Source organism: Burkholderia sp. MSMB1826, from assembly GCF_001526325.1.
Classification (GTDB): Bacteria; Pseudomonadota; Gammaproteobacteria; order Burkholderiales; family Burkholderiaceae; genus Burkholderia.
Map to the genome: position 1 here is coordinate 494,186 of NZ_LOYN01000015.1, position 18,020 is coordinate 512,205.

17 protein-coding genes are annotated in these 18,020 nt (G+C 68.8%); 8 read left to right on the forward strand and 9 right to left on the reverse strand.

The window, feature by feature from the left end:
* The first annotated feature begins 48 nt into the window (after window positions 1–48).
* The 3 genes from WS95_RS09070 to WS95_RS09080 all read left to right on the forward strand — a co-directional run bounded on the left by WS95_RS09070 (window position 49) and on the right by WS95_RS09080 (window position 2,567).
* Window positions 49–855 carry a DinB family protein gene (locus WS95_RS09070; protein ID WP_059823370.1) on the forward strand — a complete coding sequence of 269 codons (807 nt, stop codon included), beginning with the start codon at window positions 49–51 and terminating at the stop codon, window positions 853–855.
* Complete coding sequence (locus WS95_RS09075) at window positions 852–1,592, forward strand: alpha/beta fold hydrolase (RefSeq protein WP_059823372.1); 741 nt, start codon at window positions 852–854, stop codon at window positions 1,590–1,592. The genes WS95_RS09070 and WS95_RS09075 overlap by 4 nt, the downstream gene beginning before the upstream one ends.
* A gap of 108 nt (window positions 1,593–1,700) precedes the next feature.
* Window positions 1,701–2,567 carry an alpha/beta hydrolase gene (locus WS95_RS09080; RefSeq protein ID WP_179950178.1) on the forward strand — a complete coding sequence of 289 codons (867 nt, stop codon included), beginning with the start codon at window positions 1,701–1,703 and terminating at the stop codon, window positions 2,565–2,567.
* A 153-nt stretch (window positions 2,568–2,720) separates the two neighbouring features.
* Here WS95_RS09080 and WS95_RS09085 read toward each other — a convergent pair whose 3' ends face one another.
* Together WS95_RS09085 and WS95_RS09090 are read right to left on the reverse strand one after the other, a co-directional pair.
* A complete protein-coding gene (locus WS95_RS09085) occupies window positions 2,721–2,951 on the reverse strand; it encodes a hypothetical protein (protein WP_034204224.1) in 231 nt (76 codons plus the stop codon).
* A gap of 207 nt (window positions 2,952–3,158) precedes the next feature.
* Window positions 3,159–4,058 (reverse strand): hypothetical protein, encoded by a 900-nt coding sequence (locus tag WS95_RS09090; RefSeq protein WP_059823373.1) that lies wholly within the window; start codon window positions 4,056–4,058, stop codon window positions 3,159–3,161.
* A gap of 78 nt (window positions 4,059–4,136) precedes the next feature.
* Between WS95_RS09090 and WS95_RS09095 the strand changes: the two genes are divergently transcribed.
* Entirely contained in the window at window positions 4,137–4,475 is a 339-nt protein-coding gene (locus tag WS95_RS09095; RefSeq protein WP_059823375.1) for a helix-turn-helix domain-containing protein, read from the forward strand.
* 338 nt (window positions 4,476–4,813) lie between these two features.
* Here the strand turns inward: WS95_RS09095 and pqqE are convergent, their stop codons facing one another.
* The 6 genes from pqqE to WS95_RS09125 form a co-directional block, all read right to left on the reverse strand.
* Entirely contained in the window at window positions 4,814–5,953 is a 1,140-nt protein-coding gene (gene pqqE / locus WS95_RS09100) for a pyrroloquinoline quinone biosynthesis protein PqqE (protein WP_059823376.1), read from the reverse strand.
* Window position 5,954: 1 nt separating this feature from the next.
* Window positions 5,955–6,236, reverse strand: a complete 282-nt coding sequence (gene pqqD, locus WS95_RS09105; protein WP_006480620.1) for a pyrroloquinoline quinone biosynthesis peptide chaperone PqqD — start codon at window positions 6,234–6,236, stop codon at window positions 5,955–5,957.
* A complete protein-coding gene (gene pqqC / locus WS95_RS09110) occupies window positions 6,233–6,952 on the reverse strand; it encodes a pyrroloquinoline-quinone synthase PqqC (RefSeq protein WP_034204220.1) in 720 nt (239 codons plus the stop codon). Before pqqC ends, pqqD begins: the two co-directional genes overlap by 4 nt.
* Window positions 6,953–6,954: 2 nt before the next feature.
* Window positions 6,955–7,878 carry a pyrroloquinoline quinone biosynthesis protein PqqB gene (gene pqqB, locus WS95_RS09115; RefSeq protein WP_034204219.1) on the reverse strand — a complete coding sequence of 308 codons (924 nt, stop codon included), beginning with the start codon at window positions 7,876–7,878 and terminating at the stop codon, window positions 6,955–6,957.
* A 61-nt stretch (window positions 7,879–7,939) separates the two neighbouring features.
* A complete protein-coding gene (gene pqqA, locus WS95_RS09120; protein ID WP_006485436.1) occupies window positions 7,940–8,014 on the reverse strand; it encodes a pyrroloquinoline quinone precursor peptide PqqA in 75 nt (24 codons plus the stop codon).
* Between the two features lie 315 nt (window positions 8,015–8,329).
* A complete protein-coding gene (locus tag WS95_RS09125; RefSeq protein ID WP_059781177.1) occupies window positions 8,330–10,360 on the reverse strand; it encodes a sigma-54-dependent Fis family transcriptional regulator in 2,031 nt (676 codons plus the stop codon).
* 310 nt (window positions 10,361–10,670) lie between these two features.
* Between WS95_RS09125 and WS95_RS09130 the strand changes: the two genes are divergently transcribed.
* Window positions 10,671–11,696 carry an alpha/beta fold hydrolase gene (locus tag WS95_RS09130; RefSeq protein WP_059823378.1) on the forward strand — a complete coding sequence of 342 codons (1,026 nt, stop codon included), beginning with the start codon at window positions 10,671–10,673 and terminating at the stop codon, window positions 11,694–11,696.
* A gap of 54 nt (window positions 11,697–11,750) precedes the next feature.
* On the opposite strand, the gene WS95_RS09135 is transcribed toward WS95_RS09130, so the two are convergent.
* Entirely contained in the window at window positions 11,751–14,081 is a 2,331-nt protein-coding gene (locus tag WS95_RS09135) for a TonB-dependent receptor (protein WP_059823380.1), read from the reverse strand.
* A gap of 430 nt (window positions 14,082–14,511) precedes the next feature.
* Here WS95_RS09135 and WS95_RS09140 point away from each other — a divergent pair, with 430 nt between their 5' ends.
* The 3 genes from WS95_RS09140 (at window position 14,512) to WS95_RS09150 (ending at window position 17,942) form a co-directional block, all read left to right on the forward strand.
* The gene (locus WS95_RS09140) at window positions 14,512–16,233 is read left to right on the forward strand and encodes a methanol/ethanol family PQQ-dependent dehydrogenase (protein WP_059823382.1); all 1,722 of its coding nucleotides are present in this window, start codon (window positions 14,512–14,514) and stop codon (window positions 16,231–16,233) included.
* 91 nt (window positions 16,234–16,324) lie between these two features.
* Window positions 16,325–17,530, forward strand: a complete 1,206-nt coding sequence (locus tag WS95_RS09145; RefSeq protein WP_059823384.1) for a c-type cytochrome — start codon at window positions 16,325–16,327, stop codon at window positions 17,528–17,530.
* Between the two features lie 97 nt (window positions 17,531–17,627).
* Window positions 17,628–17,942, forward strand: coding sequence for a high-potential iron-sulfur protein (locus WS95_RS09150; protein WP_034204213.1), 315 nt, complete (start codon window positions 17,628–17,630; stop codon window positions 17,940–17,942).
* Window positions 17,943–18,020 lie beyond the last annotated feature (78 nt).

The following is an 18,020-nucleotide window of genomic DNA, read 5'->3' on the forward strand; positions in this document are numbered from 1 at the left end:
CTGTCGAGTAACGTATCGTTTTGACACGTTACTCGACAGGGCTCCGTCATGCATTCCCGTTTCGACCGTTTCCGCTCGACCGCGCTCGGCGCCCAGCTCGAAGCGTTGATCGATCGGCCCGAGCGCTATCTCGAGTTCGCGGCGCTGTCGCGTGTCGGCGTCGCCGCGATCGGCGCGATCCAGGACGAGATCGCGCGCACCTTCCCCGAAGTCGAAGCCGACACGACGGCCCGCCAGTTCTGCGGCGCGATGGTCGCCGACGTCATGCGCCGCCACGGCCATGAAGTCGTGCAGGCGCGCGGGCGGCTCGGCGGTGCGCCGTTCAGCTATGGCGCGGTATTCAGCGCGTACCCGCAGCGGCTACCGTTCGCCGACGTCGTCGCCGCGCTGGCGCGCATGCCGGCCCGGCTCGCCGCCTATGCGGCGCATGTGCCGGCGGCGCTGGCCGTGCGCCGCCCGGCCGGCACCGGCTTCTCGCTCGTCGAACACGCATGCCACCTGCGCGATCTCGATGCGGTGTTCGCCGCGCGCATCGACGCCGTGCGCACGGCCGAGCTGCCCGTGATCGAATCCGTCGACGGCACCGCGCTCGCCGCGCAACGCGACTATCTCGCGCAGCCGCTCGAGCTCGCGGTGGCGGCGTTCGGCCGCGGCCGCGCCGCGCTGTGCGCCACCGCGGCCGCGCTGGAACCGTCGCAACTCGCCCGCTGCGGGCTGCGCGACGGCATCCGCCGCATGTCGCTCGACGAACTCGTGCGCGAGCTGCTCGACCACGACCGCACGCACGCGCTCGAACTCGACGAACTGCTCGCCGAACTCGAATTGCCACCGCTTCCTTCGATGCACGCCGCATGATCCCGTCCACGCCCGTCGTCTTCATTCACGGTTTCATCGGCACGTTCGACGTGCGCGGATGGAACGGCCCGCATCTCTGCCCCGACCTGCTCGGCTACGGCGCGCATCGCGCCACGCCGCCCGACGCGATCTCGCTTGCCGCGCAGGTCGAGCACGTGCGGCAAACCGTCGATGCGTCCTTCGGCATGCAGCCGGTCGATGTCGTCGGCCATTCGGTCGGCGGCGCGATCGCGATGCTGTTCGCGCGGGCGCACCCCGAACGCGTGCGGCGCATCGTCAACGTCGAAGGCAATTTCACGCTCGACGATGCGTTCTGGTCGGCATCGGTCGGCCGCATGACGCCCGGCGAAGCCGATGCGATGCTCGACGGGCTGCGCGCGGCGCCGCTCGACTGGCTGCGCGGCGCGATCGACGCACCGTCGCCGCGCCAGCTCGACGATGCACGCCGCTGGCTCGCGCATCAGCCGGCATCGACGCTGCGGGCGATGGGCCGCTCGGTGATCGAGACGACCGGCGCCGCGGGCTATCTGCCTGCGCTCGCGCAGGTGTTCGAGCGTCACCCCGTCTGGCTGATCGCCGGCGAACGCTCGCGCGCCGGCTGGCACGTGCCCGCACACGCGCTCGCACGCTGCGCCGGCTTCGACACGATCGCCGACAGCGGGCACCTGATCGCGGCCGAGCAGCCCGATGCGTTGCGCGCCGCCCTCGCGCGCATCGTATGCAAGCCGTCCGCCTGACAACCCGTAGGATTCGCCGAAATATGGTTGAAAGGCGCGGTTGCTAGAGTCGCCGGAACAGGGTTTTCCCGGCCTCCGGCCGGACTGGGTCGACACATGCAAGGATCGATGCGCCTGGCACGTACCTTCTGGCTGCTTCTGCTGCTCGCCGTCACGAGCCCTGCTTTCGCCTTCCATGCGCGGGTCGTCGCGATCCCGAGCGCCGCGATGAGCGAGACGCTGAAGGCCACCATCGTGCTGCCCGACGATTACGCGCGCGACAACCACGGCGAACGTTACCCCGTCGTCTATCTGCTGCACGGCTCGGGCGGCGACCATACCGACTGGACGTCGAACACGCACATCGCCGCGCTGGCCGACCGCTATCGCGTGATCCTCGTGATGCCCGACGGCGGACACGAAAGCTGGTACATCGACAGCCCGTTCGATTCGGGCAGCCGCTACGAGACCTTCGTCGGCGACGAAGTCGTGTCCTATGTCGACCTGCATTTCCGCACGATCGCGGCCCAGCACGCGCGCGCGATCACCGGGCTCAGCATGGGCGGCTTCGGCGCACTGCGCATCGCGCTCGACCGGCCCGACACGTTCGGCGCGGTCGGCAGCATCAGCGGCGCGGTCGATCCGCGCTGCTGCACGGACGAGCCGGGGATCGCCCACGTGTTCGGCGATCCCGATCGCCATCCGTCGTTCTGGAATCGCAACGTGATCGTCGAAAGCGCGCGGGCGTTCGTGCGCGCACATCTCGACCTGACGATCGATTGCGGCCGCGACGATGCATTCGTCGGCTCGAACCGCACGCTGCATGAACGGCTCGTCGCGCTCGGCGTGCCGCACGATTATGCGGAGCGGCCGGGCGGCCATACGTGGGATTACTGGGCGAATGCGATCCGCTACCAGATGCGGTTCTTCGCGACGTCGTTCCAGCATCGAGGCTACGCGTCCCGTGCCGCGCCGGGCACGACGCGCGCGGGCTGACGCACAGCTCCCGTTACGGCGGCGATCCGCGCCGACGCCTGCCCGACGCCGGAAATCGAAACGGGATGACGAACCGGCATGCCGGGCATGCGTGCCCGGCAAGAAGATGAATGCGCGTCGCTCGACGCGCGACAAAGCGCAACGCCGGAACCGTCAGTTGTCCTGCGCGGCGCTCGCGCCGACGATGCGATCGAAGAATTCCTGTGCACGCGCCAGCTCGTCGAGCGCGCGATCGAGCCGCGACATCGCGCGTGCGTATTCGGCCGACGAGCCGTCGTCGTCGCTTTCGCCGCGCACCGCGCGAAACGCCTGATCCACGTTGCGCGTCGCTTCGACGAAGCGTTGTGCGGCTCGCGCTTCCCGCGAACAGATGTGGGTCGACATCGACACTCCTCCCTCAGGATTGCAGTGTGAAGCACGCCGACGCTCAGTGTGCGTTGTACGCATGTCGGCGGCGTGAACCACGCCCCGTCGCGTGGCGACGTACCGGCCGCGGCGCCGCGCGCTTCGTGCCGATTGTCGCTCCGCGTTCGCCGATCCGCTACGGCGAGATTGCAACAAATTCTTGCGCGAACGATTTCGCGCGTGGCGTCACGCGCGCCCGATGCGCGGATGGGCGAGCCCGGCGAATGCGGCCGCCTCGCCCGGCGACAGGTCGAACAGATCGCCGGTGAGATCGCGCGGATGCTCGGCAGCCGGCCGGTTGCGCATGCGCGCGACATGCGCGGGCGCCACATACGCGGCCGCCGTTTCGATCGGCGGCACATCGAACAGATCGCGCGTGACGCCGCGCACGGCGTCCGTCGGCGAACGGCCGCGCAAGCGCGCGACCAGCTCGACGAAGCGATCGAAATCGCCTGCGCGCGTGGCCTTGTTCACTTCCGCGAGATCGCGCGCCTTCAGCACGCACGGCTGCGCGAGCCGCACGAAATACGGCGCTTCGAGCTCCACCGACAGCGCGAGCGGATAGCTCTTGCCCGTCTGCTCCTTCGCACGCCCGATGCAATCGACCACGGCCGCGCCCTGCGCGGCGCCCAGCGGCCTGCCGGTGCTCACGCTGCGCAGGTGGTCGGGAAACACGCGCAACTGCGTGCCGACCGTCAGCGCGGTGGACGATGCGCACACGAGCGCGTAGTGCTGCTCGCGGCGCCGGCCCGACGGCAACGTCGAACGGCTGGCGATGAACGTGTGCGGCGGCAAAGGCCGCACCTGCCCGCTTGCGTCGATCCACGCATTCCACAGCAACGCGTCCTTGCGCTCGCCCGCGCGCGGGCGCGACGCGACCGGCGAAAACAGCGCGAGCAGCGAGCCCGTGCGATGCGCGGCGACTTGCGCGCTGCTGCCGAGCGGCTGGTTGATGCCCCACAGAAAGCGCCCGCCCCCGAGCCGGCGCTCCCATTCCTTGCGGAGCACGACGGTAGGCAGTTCCTCGCCGGACTCGGTACCGATCTTGGTCCAGCAGAACGTGGGTGGGAGGTGTTTCAGTGTCATCAACTTTCTCGGGATACAGCCTCGCTGTCGACAGCAAGCCCATTCAACAGCCGTAACTGTATAGGTATAATGCATCGCATGGAAGCCCCGGACCAAGATTTTCCCGTTCAAGACCTGTTGCGCCGCTTGATGGCGGATACACGCTCGTCCAGCGAAATCGCGCGACTTTCCGGGGTCAGCCAGCCAACCGTATCGCGCCTTCGGCTGTCGAACGGGCGCCGGCTGCGCCGCAGCGGGCCATTCAACAAGCTATGCAGTTTCTATGGTGTCGATACGGAGCCGTCGCGCCGCCGGTACAACGAGCTGCTGCGCGACGCGATCGTCGACGCGTGGGACGGCTCGGACGAGCACGGCCGGGCGCTGCTGGTCGTGATTCAAGGGCTGAAGGATTTGCAGGCGAAGGCCGACGACGGGTGATGTCGCCGACGTGCCCGGTCATTCGTCGAGATTGAACGTGATCGGTGCGCGCGCCCGAATCGGCGACGGCGCACCGTTTGTGCCGCGTGCGTCGCGCAGCGGCTCGCCGGCACCGCATCGCGCGCCCCGGCATCGAGGCGCGGACAGCCGCTGCCGGTCGCGACACGCACGGCGACCATCCGGCCTGCCGCATCGGTCCCCCGTCCGGCCTTCAGCCGTCCTCGCACGCGCAAATCGCGCGTCGCCAAGGGTATGAAGAGGACTGCGTAGCAATCATCCCGATATCCGTCGCGTGGCGCTGTGTCGCTCGCCCTGTCACTGTCCGTGGCCGTACCCCGTCAGCCGTCGCACGCCGCGCCGCATTGCGCGAGCGAATTCTCCCTGCTGCGAAATACCAGCGGCCGTTCGTCGCGCGGCGCGCGACGCCGCGCGAACTGCACGGCCTGTTCGATCCGGTCGTGATGCGCGGACTTCGCGCACACCGGATCGGCCTCTTTCGGGTCGCCGGTCAGCAGGTAAGCCTGGCACCGGCAACCGCCATGATCCGCATGACGCTCGTCGCACGTACGGCACGGCTCGCTCATCCAGTCTTCGCCGCGAAACGCGTTGAACGCATCGCTGTCGTACCAGATTTCCCGCAGCGACCGGTCGCGCACGTTCGGCAGCGCGAGCCCCGGCAGCGACCGCGCGGCATGACACGGCAGCGCGGTGCCGTCCGGCGCGACGCCGAGGAACACCGAGCCCCAGCCGTTCATGCAGGCCTTCGGGCGGCGCTCGAAATAGTCGGGCACGACGAACAGGATCTTGCAGCGCTCGCCGATCAGCTTGCGATAGCGGTTGACCGTTTCCTCGGCCTCGCGCACCTGCTCGACGGTCGGCATCAGTTGGTCGCGATTGAGCATCGCCCAGCCGTAATACTGCGTGTTTGCCAGTTCCAGGTAATCGGCGCCGAGATCGAGCGCCATCTCGATGATCTGCCCCACGTGCGGCAGGTTGTAGCGATGCAGCACGCAGTTGAGCACCATCGGGTAGCCGTGCGCCTTGATCAGCCGCGCCACGTCGCGCTTCAGCCCGAACGTGCGCGTGCTGGTCAGGAAGTCGTTCAGCTCGCGCGTCGAATCCTGCAGCGACAACTGGATGTGGTCGAGCCCGGCGGCCTTGAGCCGTTCGATGCGCGCGACGTTCAGCCCGATGCCCGACGTGATCAGGTTCGTATAGAAGCCAAGGCCGCGCGCATGCGCGACGAGCGTCTCGAGGTCGCCGCGCTGCAGCGGCTCGCCGCCCGAGAAGCCGATTTGCGGGGCGCCGAGCGCGCGCGCATCGCCGATGACCGTGCGCCACGTGTCGGTGTCGAGTTCCGCGCCGTGCGTCGCGAAATCGACCGGGTTGTAGCAGAACGCGCAGTGCAGCGGGCAGCGATACGTGAGTTCCGCGAGCAGCCACAGCGGCGCGGACGGACGGGGCGTGTCGGGCGTCATGTCAGTCCAGCCAGCCGCGCAGTCGCGCATGATCGAGGAAACGGTAGACGTCGGTCGCGAGATCCGATTGCATGAACAGGCGCTCGAGCTCGCCGATGATGTCGTCCAGTTCGCGCGTACCGTCGCAGCGCGCGAGAATCTCGCCCGCGCTCGGATTGAGCTTGACCATCCCCTCCGGATAGAGGAGCACGTACGCATCCTGGGCCGCCTCCCATTGCAGGCGGTACATGCCCCTGAGGCAGGGGCGCAGCGGCACGCCGCTGGCGGCTTCGATCGCGTTCATTGGGGGTAGGCCTTTTCGACGGCGTCGAGCATCGACCACAGGATGTCGAGCTTGAATTGCAGAATGCCGAGCGCGCGCTGCTGGGCGTCCGGTGTCGTGAAATGCTGCAACGTGACCGCGAGCCCATGCTCGACGTCGCGCTGCGCGAGCGGCACGCGGCTGCGGAAGTAATGCAGCCCGGCCGGCTCGATCCACGGGTAATGCGACGGCCAGCCCGCGAGCCGGTCGAGATGGATCTGCGGTGCGAACATCTCGGTCAGCGACGAGCACACGGCTTCCTGCCACGGCGCGCGGCGCGCGAAATTCACGTACGCATCCACCGCGAAACGCACGCCGGGCAGCACGTGTTCGAGCGACCACAGTTCGGCACGCGTGAGGCCGCACGCCTCGCCGAGCCGCACCCACGCCTCGATGCCGCCTTCGTCGTCGCCCTGCCCGTCGTGGTCGATCAGCCGCTGGATCCAGCGGCGCCGCGTATCGCGATCGGTGCAGTTCGACAGGATCGCCGCATCCTTGAGCGGGATGCAGATCTGGTAGTAGAAGCGGTTCGCGACCCAGCCGCGGATCTGCGCGGGCGAACAGGCGCCGCTGTTGAGCCGCCGGTTGAACGGATGATGGATGTGATAGCGCGATTCGAGCGCGCGCAGGCGCGCCTCGAATTCGGTCGCGGTCCAGGGCGTCGCGTGCAACGCCGTAGCGGGGATCGGTGCGTTCATCGTCAGACCTGGAATTGCATGCCGTCGTGCGCGACGTCGATGCCGTGCGCGCGCAGGTGCGCGTGTTCGACGGAATGCGGATCGAGAATCGGGTTCGTGTTGTTGATGTGCGTGAGCACCTTGCGCGTTCGCGCGGGCAGCAGGTCGAGCCAGTCGATCATGCCGGGCCGCCCGGCTTCCGCGCACTGCGCGAGATGCCCCATGTCGGCCGCGTGCTTGCCCGACAGGCCGAGGTCGATCATCTCGGTCCCGGTCCAGAACGTGCCGTCCACCAGCACGAGATCGGCGCCGTCCATTGCTGCGCGCACGTCGTCGGTGACCGACGCGAGCCCCGGCGCATAGAACGCACGCCGCCCGCTCGCGACGTCTTCGATCGACAGCGCGATGTTGTCGCCGGGCGCGGCCGCCGCACGCCGCGGCGAATACGGCGGCGGCTTGCTGTCGACGGCGATCGCGGTGAAACGGATCCCGCCCGCCGCCGGCACCGCGAACGGCTCGCCGGGCACGATCGTATGCGCGGCGACGCCGCAGTAATGACCGAGCAGCGGCACGAGCGGCAAGCCGGTCGACAGGTCGTCCAGCACCGGCGCGCTCGCGTAGAGCGGCAGCGGCGTCGAGCGCTCGCGCAGCATCAGCAGGCCCGTCACGTGATCGATCTGCGCGTCGCACAGCACGACGGCGGCGATGCCGCTGTCGCGGATCGCGCGCGCCGGTTGCAGGTCCGGATCCGCGCGCAACTGGGAAAGAATGTCGGGCGACGCGTTGACGAGAACCCAGTCGACGCCGTCTTCGCTGACCGCGATCGACGACTGCGTGCGCGGCAGCACGTGACCGCTTCCGCCGCGCGCACGGCGGCAGTTCGCGCAATTGCAGTTCCATTGCGGCAGGCCGCCGCCGGCTCCCGAGCCGAGTATCTTGATCTTCATGGGCGTCAGTTCCCGAGGCCGCCCGCGCCGACCACGGCGAAACGGGCGGCACGCACGGCGATCAGCGGTTGGCGATGTACATCGTGATTTCGAAGCCGAAGCGCAGGTCGGTGTAAGACGGTGTCGTCCACTGCATGGTGTGTCTCCTGTCGAGTTGATGAGTCGATGTGTTGCCGGATGAGTCGAACGACCGCGGCAATCGAGCGGCCGGTTCCTCTTCAGCAAGGAGCGTGCCGAAGCCACGCTGCGGCGGCGCGGCGACGGTAGACGGCCGTCGCCCGGGCATCGGGACGCGATCCTTACGAATAGCCGACACGATTCGCGCGAATGCGGTCCGCCACCCCGGCGGCGCGATGTCCGCGAGTGGTCAGGAGTGTTGAATCGTTGAACACCGGTGTTGCAACTTGACACACCGGCTGTGACAGGTCGCGCACCGCGCGACGGCCGCGCGTCAGTCGTCGCCGGCCGGATGGCGCCCCGCGTCGGCGGCCGGCATCTTCCGGTAGATCGTGTTGCGCGACACGCCGAGCGCGCGCGCCGCGGCGGATACGTTGCCGCCATGACGCGCGAGCGCGGCGGCGATCGCGGACGCGGCGACATCCTGGAGGCGCGCGTCGGCGCGCAGCGACGCGTCCGCGAGGCAGGCCCCGGCGCCCGCCGCGGCGAGCGCCTCGGGCGCGGGCTGCGCGGCCTGCGCGTCGGTGCGCCGCAGGTCGTCGAAGAAATCGTCCGGCAGGTGCTCGCGCCGGATTTCGCCGTCGTCGTCGACCATCGCCGCCGCGGTGCGCAACAGGTTGCCGAGCTGGCGGAAATTGCCCGGCCACGTGCAGCGCACGAACAGCGCCATCACGTCCGGCGCGACGGACAACGGCGGCCGGCCCGGGCCTGCGAACGCCTCGCGTTGCAGCATCTTCTGCACGACGACCGCGAGATCGGTGCGGTCCCGCAGCGGCGGCAGGCGCACCACGAGGCCGTTGAGCCGGTAGTACAGATCCTCGCGAAAGCGGTTCTGCGCGATCATCTCGCGCAGATCGCGGTGGGTCGCGCAGATGATCGAGATATCCACGGCGATCGTCTTCGTCGACCCGAGCGGGTTCACGAGGCGCTCCTGCAGCACGCGCAGCAGCCGCACCTGCAGCGGATACGGCATGTCGCCGATCTCGTCGAGGAACAGCGTGCCGCCGTTCGCCTGCAGCAGCTTGCCGAGCGCCCCCTTGCGGCGCGCGCCGGTGAACGCGCCCTCCTCGTAGCCGAACAGCTCGGACTCGATCAGCGTTTCCGGAATCGATGCGCAGTTGACCGCGACGAACGGCGCGTCGCGCCGCGGCGAGTCGTTGTGGATCGCCTGCGCGAGCAGTTCCTTGCCGGTGCCGGTCTCGCCGGTGATCAGGATCGGGATGTCCTTGCCGATCACCTTGCGCACCTTCGCGATCACGCATGCGACCTGCGCATCGCCGGTGTCGAGGTAGTGGAGCCGCGACAAACCGGCCGACGTGCCCGCCGCCGGCGCGGGCACCGCGTTCGAGCGTGCGGCCGGCGCCCCCGCGTCGTGGACGTCGGTCGGCCGGCTGCCTTCGGCGAGCGTCGCGCGGCGGAAGTGCACGCGCGCGCAGACCACCGCGCCGTTGCCGAGATTCAGCATCAGGTGCCGGTCGGTGCTCGCGCGCATGCGGTCGATCAGTTGCGCACTGGTGATGTCGAACAGCGACGACAGCGTGTGCGCGCGCAGCGCGGCGAGCGGCATGCCGAGCTGGAACTGCGCGCTGCGATTGGCCGACAGGAAGCGCCCATCCGCGGTGAACGCGACGATCCCCTCCATCAGCGTGCCGAGGAACTCGGGGCGGCCATGGAACGACACCTGCAGCGTTTCCTGGAAGGTCGTCGTAAACAGGTGATTCTCGATCATCTGCACCGACATCTTCGCGAGCGCCATCGTGTGCTGGTGATAGCTGCGGTGGTCGCCCGTCACGTCGAGCACGCCGATCGCGTCGCCGTACGGGTCGAGAATCGGCACGCTCGAACAGGTCAGGAAGCGGTTCGCGGCCAGGAAGTGCTGGTCGCCATGGACGACCATCGGGCACAGCTCGGCCAGCGCCGTGCCGATCGCGTTGGTGCCCTGCCGGTTCTCCGCCCAGTTCGCGCCCGGGCGCAGCGCGACCTTTTCCGCGCGGCGCAGGAAATCGTCGTCGCCGATCGAATGCAGGATCAGGCCTTCCGCATCGGTCAGCACGATCATGCTCTGCGTGTTGACGATCTGCTCGTGCAGCGTCTCCATCACCGGCATCGCATGCACGCACAGCACCCGGCTCTGCTCGCGCTTGAGCACCAGCGCGGCGTTCGACAGCACGTCGTAGTCCGGCCGTGCCGATACCTGCAGGCCGAACGTCTCCGAGCGCTCGTGGGCCTTCTGGATCGACGGTGCGGGCCAGCCAGCGGGATGCGCGGCCCGCGATCCGGCCGCCTGCTCTACGTCGTCGCGCATTGTCTCCTCCGGGGGATCCTTCCGGTCAACTGCCGGACTCTTTGCCGTCATTGCAAGCAAGCATCGGGCCACGCCGGCGCCCCGGATACGAATTGAAAGCAGGATGTAATAAATCGCACGGGCGCGGCGCGTGTCGCGTCGCGCGACGCGCCAAGCTTTCGTGATACCGCGATTTCCCGACGCGCGACTACCCGTGCGAATCCGGAGCTTCTTAGCTGGCGCGTTTCTGGCTTCATCGCAGGACCTATCCGGTCGCCGTGCGCGACCGAGTGACGGTTGCCGCCTCCGATTCCGCCGGAACCCTATCGACATGACGCATCGCCCGATTCCGTCCACGCCGTCGCCCGCGCCGCGGGCCTTGCCCGATACGCCGGTGTCGCCGATGTCGGCGCCCGCGCCCGTGCGCCGACGCCTGCACCGCGACGCGCATTCGATCGCATTCGCCGTGGCCGGCGCCGCGCACGGCCATCCGGTCGTCGTGCTGCACGGCGGGCCCGGCAGCGGCAGCCACGCCGGTATCCTGAGGCTGTTCGATCTCGCCTGCGTGCGCGTCGTGCTCGTCGACCAGCGCGGCGCGGGCGCATCCGCGCCACGCGGCGGCACGCGCCACAACAACACCGCGCAGTTGATCGCGGATCTGGAGGCGGTGCGCAAGCAGCTCGGCGTTGCACGCTGGGGCGTCGTCGGCGGATCGTGGGGCGCCGCGCTCGCACTCGCGTATGCGGGCACGCATCCGGAGCGGGTGACGGGCGTCGTGCTGCGCGGCCTGTTCCTGACGTCGCCCCGCGAAGTCCGCGGGCTCTTCACGACTTCCCGTTCGCGTGCGCCGCGCGAATGGCGACGCCTGCATGCAGCGGCCGGCGGCGGCCGGCCGGATCGCCTGCTGTCGCGCTGCGCGCAGCGGCTGCGCCACGGCGCGGGCGCGGGCGGGCAGCGCGCCGTGGCGCTCGCGTGGCGCGCGTACGAAAACGCCGTCCTCGCATCGGCACGCACGCGCCGCTCGCCCGTGCGCGCGATCCGCTCGGACCAGACCGTCGGCCGGCTGATCGACAAATACCGGATCCAGGCGCACTACCTGCAACACGATTGCTGGCTCGGCGAGCGCCGCGTGCTCGCACTCGCGCGACGGGCCGCACAAGCCGGCGTGCCGCTGTTCGCCGCGCACGGGATGCGCGATCACGTTTGCCCGGTCGACAACGTCGTGCGGCTCGCGCGAGCCGCTCCCGACGCGGAGATCGAATGCGTGAATGCCGGGCATCTGGCAAGCGAGCCTGCGTTGGCGCGCAGCGTCGCACGCGCCGTGCATGCGATGTTCGCGACGGCGCCGTTCGCGTGACGACTCCGCGCCCATTCGCGTCGTGACGCGATCACGCACGCGGCCGCGCACCGCTCAATCCCATGCATAGCGCACGCCGACCCACGCGCCGCGCGGCGCGCCCGGCCCGACGAACTGCTCGTTCACCGGATGGGCGCCGTCGAACGTGTGGTTCGGCCCGTTGAAGAAATTCTGGCCGAGCGCGCCGAAGCTTGCGTAGCGCTTGTCGAACAGGTTCGTCACGCTCGCGAACACCTCGAACCGCTTCGTGGCCCGGTAACGCATGTCGAGATCGACCAGCACGTAGCCCGCGATCCGGCCGTTCGCGTCGGCGTTGTTCTCGTCGCCGCGCGCGTACACGTCGCTGCGCCACGTGACGTTCGCGCCGACGTCCCACGCGCGCGTCGCCGCGTAGTCGAGCCGCAGCTTCACCGTATGCGCCGGAATGCCGGGCACGCGGTCGCCCGGCTTGACCGTCACGTTGCCGTTCGCGTCGGCCGCCGAGTTCGCGGGGCTGTGTTCGGTCCACGACGACCGGTAGGTCGCGTCGACATGGCTGTACGACAGCCCGACACCGAGCGGACCGAACCGCGTGCGGCCGGTGAGCTCGACACCCTGCCGCCGCGTGTCGCCGACGTTGCGGAAATAGCCCTGCGCGCTGACCGGGCTGCTGATGAATTGAATGTCGTCGGTCAGCGTCGTGCGGTAGGCGGCGGCGCTCCAGGTCGTCGCCGCGCCGATGCGGCCGCGCACGCCGGCTTCGAACGTCTTCGAGATCACGGGCTTGAGCGCCGGGTCGGCGATGAAATCGTTCGGCAGCGAACACGGTGCGGCCGGATCCGCGCATGCAAGCTCGATCGCGGTCGGCGAACGCATGCCTTCGTTGTAGGCCGCATACGCGGTGAAACCCGCGTCCGGGTTCCAGTCGACCCCAACGGCCGGGTTGAAGCGGGAGAACACATGGTTGCCGTCGAGCAGCGGCTGCACGCCGCTCTCGTCGCCGATCCGTGCGTTCGACCAGTCGTAGCGGCCCGACAGCGTCAGCGTCCAGTGCGGCGTCAGCGACAACGCATCGCTCAGGTACGCGCCGACATTCGCGTTGCGCGTCTTCGCGCGGGTCTGCCGGACGAAATCGCCGATGCCGATCGCCGCGCGCGCGTCGGTGAAAGACGCGTCCTGCGACGACGCGACGTAGCTCGAGTTCGCGATATCGGCCGACACGCCCGCGACCAGTTGATTCTCCATCCCGCCGAGCTTGCCGAGCAGCGTGAGCTGCACGCTGCCGCCGTAGCTGTCGGTGACGATCGTCGATTGTGCGTTGCGGCCCTGCACCGTGTCGACCGTCCCGTCCTCGTCTACCGATCCGTAGTCCGTATTGTTGTTGCTGCTCGTATTGGCGTTGCGCAGGTGCCGGTAGTACGCATTGCCGCTCAACTCGACGTGCTCGCCGAAAAAGCGGTCGCCCGACAGCGTCAGGTAGCCGGCGCCGTTGCGGTTGCGGTCCGGATACGTATACGCCTGCTTCGGGTTGCCGAGGAACGAGCGCGGGATCGTCTGGGTGCCGGACAGCGTGTTGTCCGCGCCGCCTGCGGCGATCGACAGCGTCGTGCCCGCATCGGTGTAGCGCAGCTTGCCGAACGCCTGCCTCACGCGGCTCGCGTTGTGGTCGGCCCAGCCGCCTTCGTTCGCGATGTTCGCGCTCGCGTAGTAGTCGAGGTTCGGGCCGATCGTCCCGCCCTGCTCGATGCCCGCGGTCTTGCGGCCCCACGCGCCGCCCGACACCTCCGCTTCGCCGCCCAGGTTCGAGCGGCCGTTCTTCGTCGCGATCGCGAGCGCACCCCCGAGCGTATTGCGGCCGTACACCGGGTTGGAGCCCGGAATCAGCTGCACGCGGTCGATCGCCTGCATGGGCAGGATGTCCCAGTTCACGACGTCGCCGAACGGCTCGTTCACGCGCACGCCGTCGACGAACACCGACAAGCCCTGCGGCGTGCCGAGCAGCGGCGACGCAGTAAAGCCGCGATAGTTGACGTCCGTCTGGTACGGGTTGCCCTGCGCGTCCGAGATCGTCACGCTCTGCAGGTTCGCGGCGAAGAAATCGGCGAGCGTCGCGCGGTGCTGCACGTCGAGCTCGGCCGCCCGCACCGTCTGCACGTTCGCCGGCACCTTCGACAGCGGCATGCCGATCCCGAGCAGCGGCGTCGTGCCGACGACGACCACCGCGGGCAGCACGACGGTCGAGGCGGACAGCGCGACCGCGGCGCCATCCGCCTGCTGCTGCGCGCGCACGCTGCCGGGCGGCAGGCCGAACAGCGCCAGCGCGCCGACGGTCGTGCCGACGCATCGCACACGCCGGCCACGCCGCGTCGCGCCGTCGCGCCCGGCTGCCTTTGGTCTCCTGATCATTTCCGTTGTCTCCGCACTTGCATTACGCCGGCCCGTGCGATGCACCGCGCGGCGACGGGTGTCGCGAAGCCGGCGTGCGAGAACCGTGCCAGCGCCCCGAGCAAGAGCGGCGCGCACTGCCCCGCACATCGCGTCGGACCGGCATGCGCGCGACTGACGGCCCGCTGTTCCGCGAACTGCGTCACCTGTCATGTTTGGCAACACTTCGCGCACGACGGTGTACCTGAATGCAACACCTTCGCCGGGCCGATGGCGCGATGCGTCGCTCGACGCCCCACCTGCGATGCGCCGGTGTGCCGCGCCGCGCCGGCTTCCGGCCGCGATGGCATGCGACTTGCGTGACGGGCAGTGCACTCGGCCCGGAACCCCAACCGTGCCGGCGCGACGAATCGTTCGCGGCGGTGCGACCACAATGACCCAGGAGACAACCATGAAGAAACTCTCGGCTTCAGCGCGCCGGCTGGCGACGATCGGCATCGCGGTGGCAGCCGCCGTCGCGCTGAACCCCGGCCTCGTCGAAGCGGCCGCGGACTACCCGGCCGTGACCTACCAGCGCCTGACCGATGCACACGGCGACCCGGGCTGGCTGACCTACTACCGCACCTACGACGGCCGCTCGCATTCGCCGCTCAAGCAGATCGACACGTCGAACGCGAAGGATCTCAAGCAGGTGTGGGCGTACAAATTCCCCGCCGACCTGAAGCAGGGCTTCGAGGCCACGCCGATCGTCAACGGCAACTACCTGTTCGTGACGACGCCGAAGGACAACGTCTACGCGTTCGATGCGAAGACCGGCAAGCAGCTGTGGAAATACGAGCCGAAGCTCGGCGCCGCATCGTTCAAGACCGCGTGCTGCGACGTCGTCAACCGCGGCGTCGCGCTGTACGGCAAGAACGTCTACATCGCGATGCTGAACGGCGAAATCGCGGCGCTCGACGCGCAGAACGGCAATCTCGTGTGGAAGAAGCAGATGTTCGAGCCGGGCCTCGGCTACGCGTTCTCGCTGGCGCCGCTCGCGATCGACGGCGCGATCGTCGTCGGCACGTCCGGCGGCGAATACGGCATTCGCGGCTACATCGCCGCGCTGAATCCGGAGGACGGCTCGCAGATCTGGAAACGCTACACGATCCCCGCCGCCGGCGAAAAGGGCGCGGAAACCTGGCCCGACGGCATGCAGAGCCATGGCGGCGGCGCAGCATGGCTCACCGGCACGTACGACGCCGCGTCGCGCACGCTGTACTGGGGTGTCGGCAACCCCGGCCCATGGCTCGCGGCGCTGCGTCCCGGCGACAACCTGTATTCCGACTCGCTGCTCGCGCTCGATGCGAAGAGCGGCAACCTGAAGTGGCACTACCAGTACACGAACAACGACACGTGGGACTACGACGGCGTGAACGCGGCCGTCCTCGCGGACATCAAGTACAAGGGCAAGGACTACGACGCGATCATCCATGCCGACCGCAACGGCTTCTTCCACGCGATCGACCGCACGACCGGCAAGCTGATCTACGCGACGCCGTTCGTGAAGGCGTTGTCGGTCACCGGCTACACGGCCGACGGCAAGCCGATCCAGGACGCGTCGAAGTTTCCGAAGGCCGGCACGACGATCGAAACGTGCCCGAGCTTCCTCGGCGGCAAGAACTGGTGGTCGATCTCGTACGACCAGCAGCGCAACATCGCGGTCGTGCCCGCGCTGCACGCGTGCATGAGCCTGACCGGCAAGTCGGTCAGCTACATGGAAGGCCTGCCGTATCTCGGCGAAGGCTTCGAGATCAAGCCCGAGCCGGGCAGCGAAGGCTACGGAGAACTGACGGCCATCGACGTGAACACCGGCAAGAAGCTGTGGAGCCACTGGTCGAAGAAGCCGTGGAACGGCGGCGTCGCGACCACGGCGAGCGGCCTCGCGTTCAGCGGCTCGCTCGACGGCCACCTGTACGCGTTCGATACGGCGACCGGCAAGGTGCTGTGGGAAAGCCCGCAACTGGCGAGCGGCATCATTTCGCAGCCGTCGGTGTACGAGGTCGACGGCAAGGAGTATGTCGCCGTGCTCGCCGGCTACGGCGGCGCGAACCCGATCTGGGGCGGCCCGATGGCCGACATCGCGAAGGACGTTCCGCGCGGCGGCACGCTCTACGTGTTCGCGCTCGACTGAACCGGCGCCACGCCCGAATCGCCCTCGAGTCGCGCCCGCATGCGCCCGATGCGGGCGCGACGCCCCACACGCTTGAACCGGATACACGACCATGAATACTCGCCTCACTTCCGTTACCGTCGCCAGTCTGCTCGCCGTGGGCGTGGCGCTGACACCGGCAGCCGCGTCGGCCGACGTGCGCGTCTGCACGTTGCCCGGCAGCCCCACCACGGCGCTCGACCGCTCGGTTGCGCGCGAAGTGTTCCGCACCGCGGGCATCGCCGCGACCTTCAACAGCCGCGGCGTCGACGACAACGGCGACGACGACGGCATCTCCGCGAGCGAGCTGACCAAATCGCTCGAACGCGACTGCGACGTGATCGCGGGCTTCCCGCGTTCGGCGATCGCCGATGCATCGGAATCCAAAATGACGTTCTCGCGCGGCTATCTGCGCTCCGGCTACGTCAGCGTGTCGCTGCGCGACGCGCAAGCGCCGACCGGCGCGAAGGAAACGATCGCAGCCACGTACGGCAGCCCGTCGCAACTGATCGCCGCGCAGCAGGCGAACGCCCGCTTCGACCTCGAAAACACGAGTGAAAGGACGATCGGCGCGCTCGCCGCGGGCCGCGCGCAGCGCGCGATCGTCTGGTATCCGAGCGTCGTCGCCTACGAGCATGCGCACCCGCGGCAACGGTTCAAGGTGGCGGCGACGTCGTCGCCGTACTCGGACTGGCAACTGTCGTTCGCATTCGGGCCGGGCAAGGACGCGCTGCAACGGCGCGTCGACGCCACGCTGTCGCGGATGAGCGGCAACGGCCGTCTCGCGTCGCTCACGCGCGGCTGGACGCTTCCCGACGACATCGCGCAAGCGGCCGCCACGCCCGTGCCCGGCCGGTTTCTCGATGGCGCGATCGCGGCCGCTCGGCGGCCGGCAAAAAGCGGCTTCATCAAGGTTTCGACGAGCGAAGGCAGCGGCGTCCCGCCGTTCGACCAGGCGCAGGTGCAACACGGCAAGAAGCTCTATACCGATGCATGCGCGAAATGCCACGGCGACCAGCTCGAGGGCAATACCGCCCCCGCGCTGAGCGGGGAATCGTTCGCGCCCGAGGGCAAGTCGCACATCACGGTCGGCGGCATCTTCCTGTACATGTCGAGCAACATGCCGGCCGATCGCCCCGGCAAGATGACCGCCCAGGAATACGAGGACCTGATGGCGTTCCTGCTGTACTCGAACGGCTACGACGCGTCGAAGACCAAGCTGACCGCCGATATCGCCAACGCGTCGAAGGCGCCGCTCGTCGCCGGCCCGCGCAAGTAACTTCCCGCCCGCTTTCGTTTCGGTCGACCTTCGCGCCCGGCAGCATGCCCGGCGCGCGGGTCGGACTTTTTCTCGTCATTTCATTCAGGATAACATCATGATCTCCCGCCATCGCAGAACCTTCATCGTGCAGGCCGCCGGCCTGTGCGCCGCGCTCGCGGCCGGCACGCGCGCATTCGCGGCCGCCCCGCCCGTCGACGAGAACGACGCCGCAGCGAAGACGCTCGGCTACCGCGCAAAGGCCACGGCCGTCGATACCGGCAAGTTCCCGAAGTATCAGGCCGGACAGACCTGTTCGAACTGCCGCTTCTACAAGGCCGCCGCGGGCGAATCCTTCGGTACGTGCCCGATGTTCGCGGGCAAGACGGTTGCCGCGGAAGGCTGGTGCAACGTCTACGCCAAGCTCGCTTGACGCCGGACCCGCTCGCGAGCGCGAAGGCGCGTTCCCCGACGGCGCGGCATGCAGGCGGCCCGCATCGCTTTCGCCATC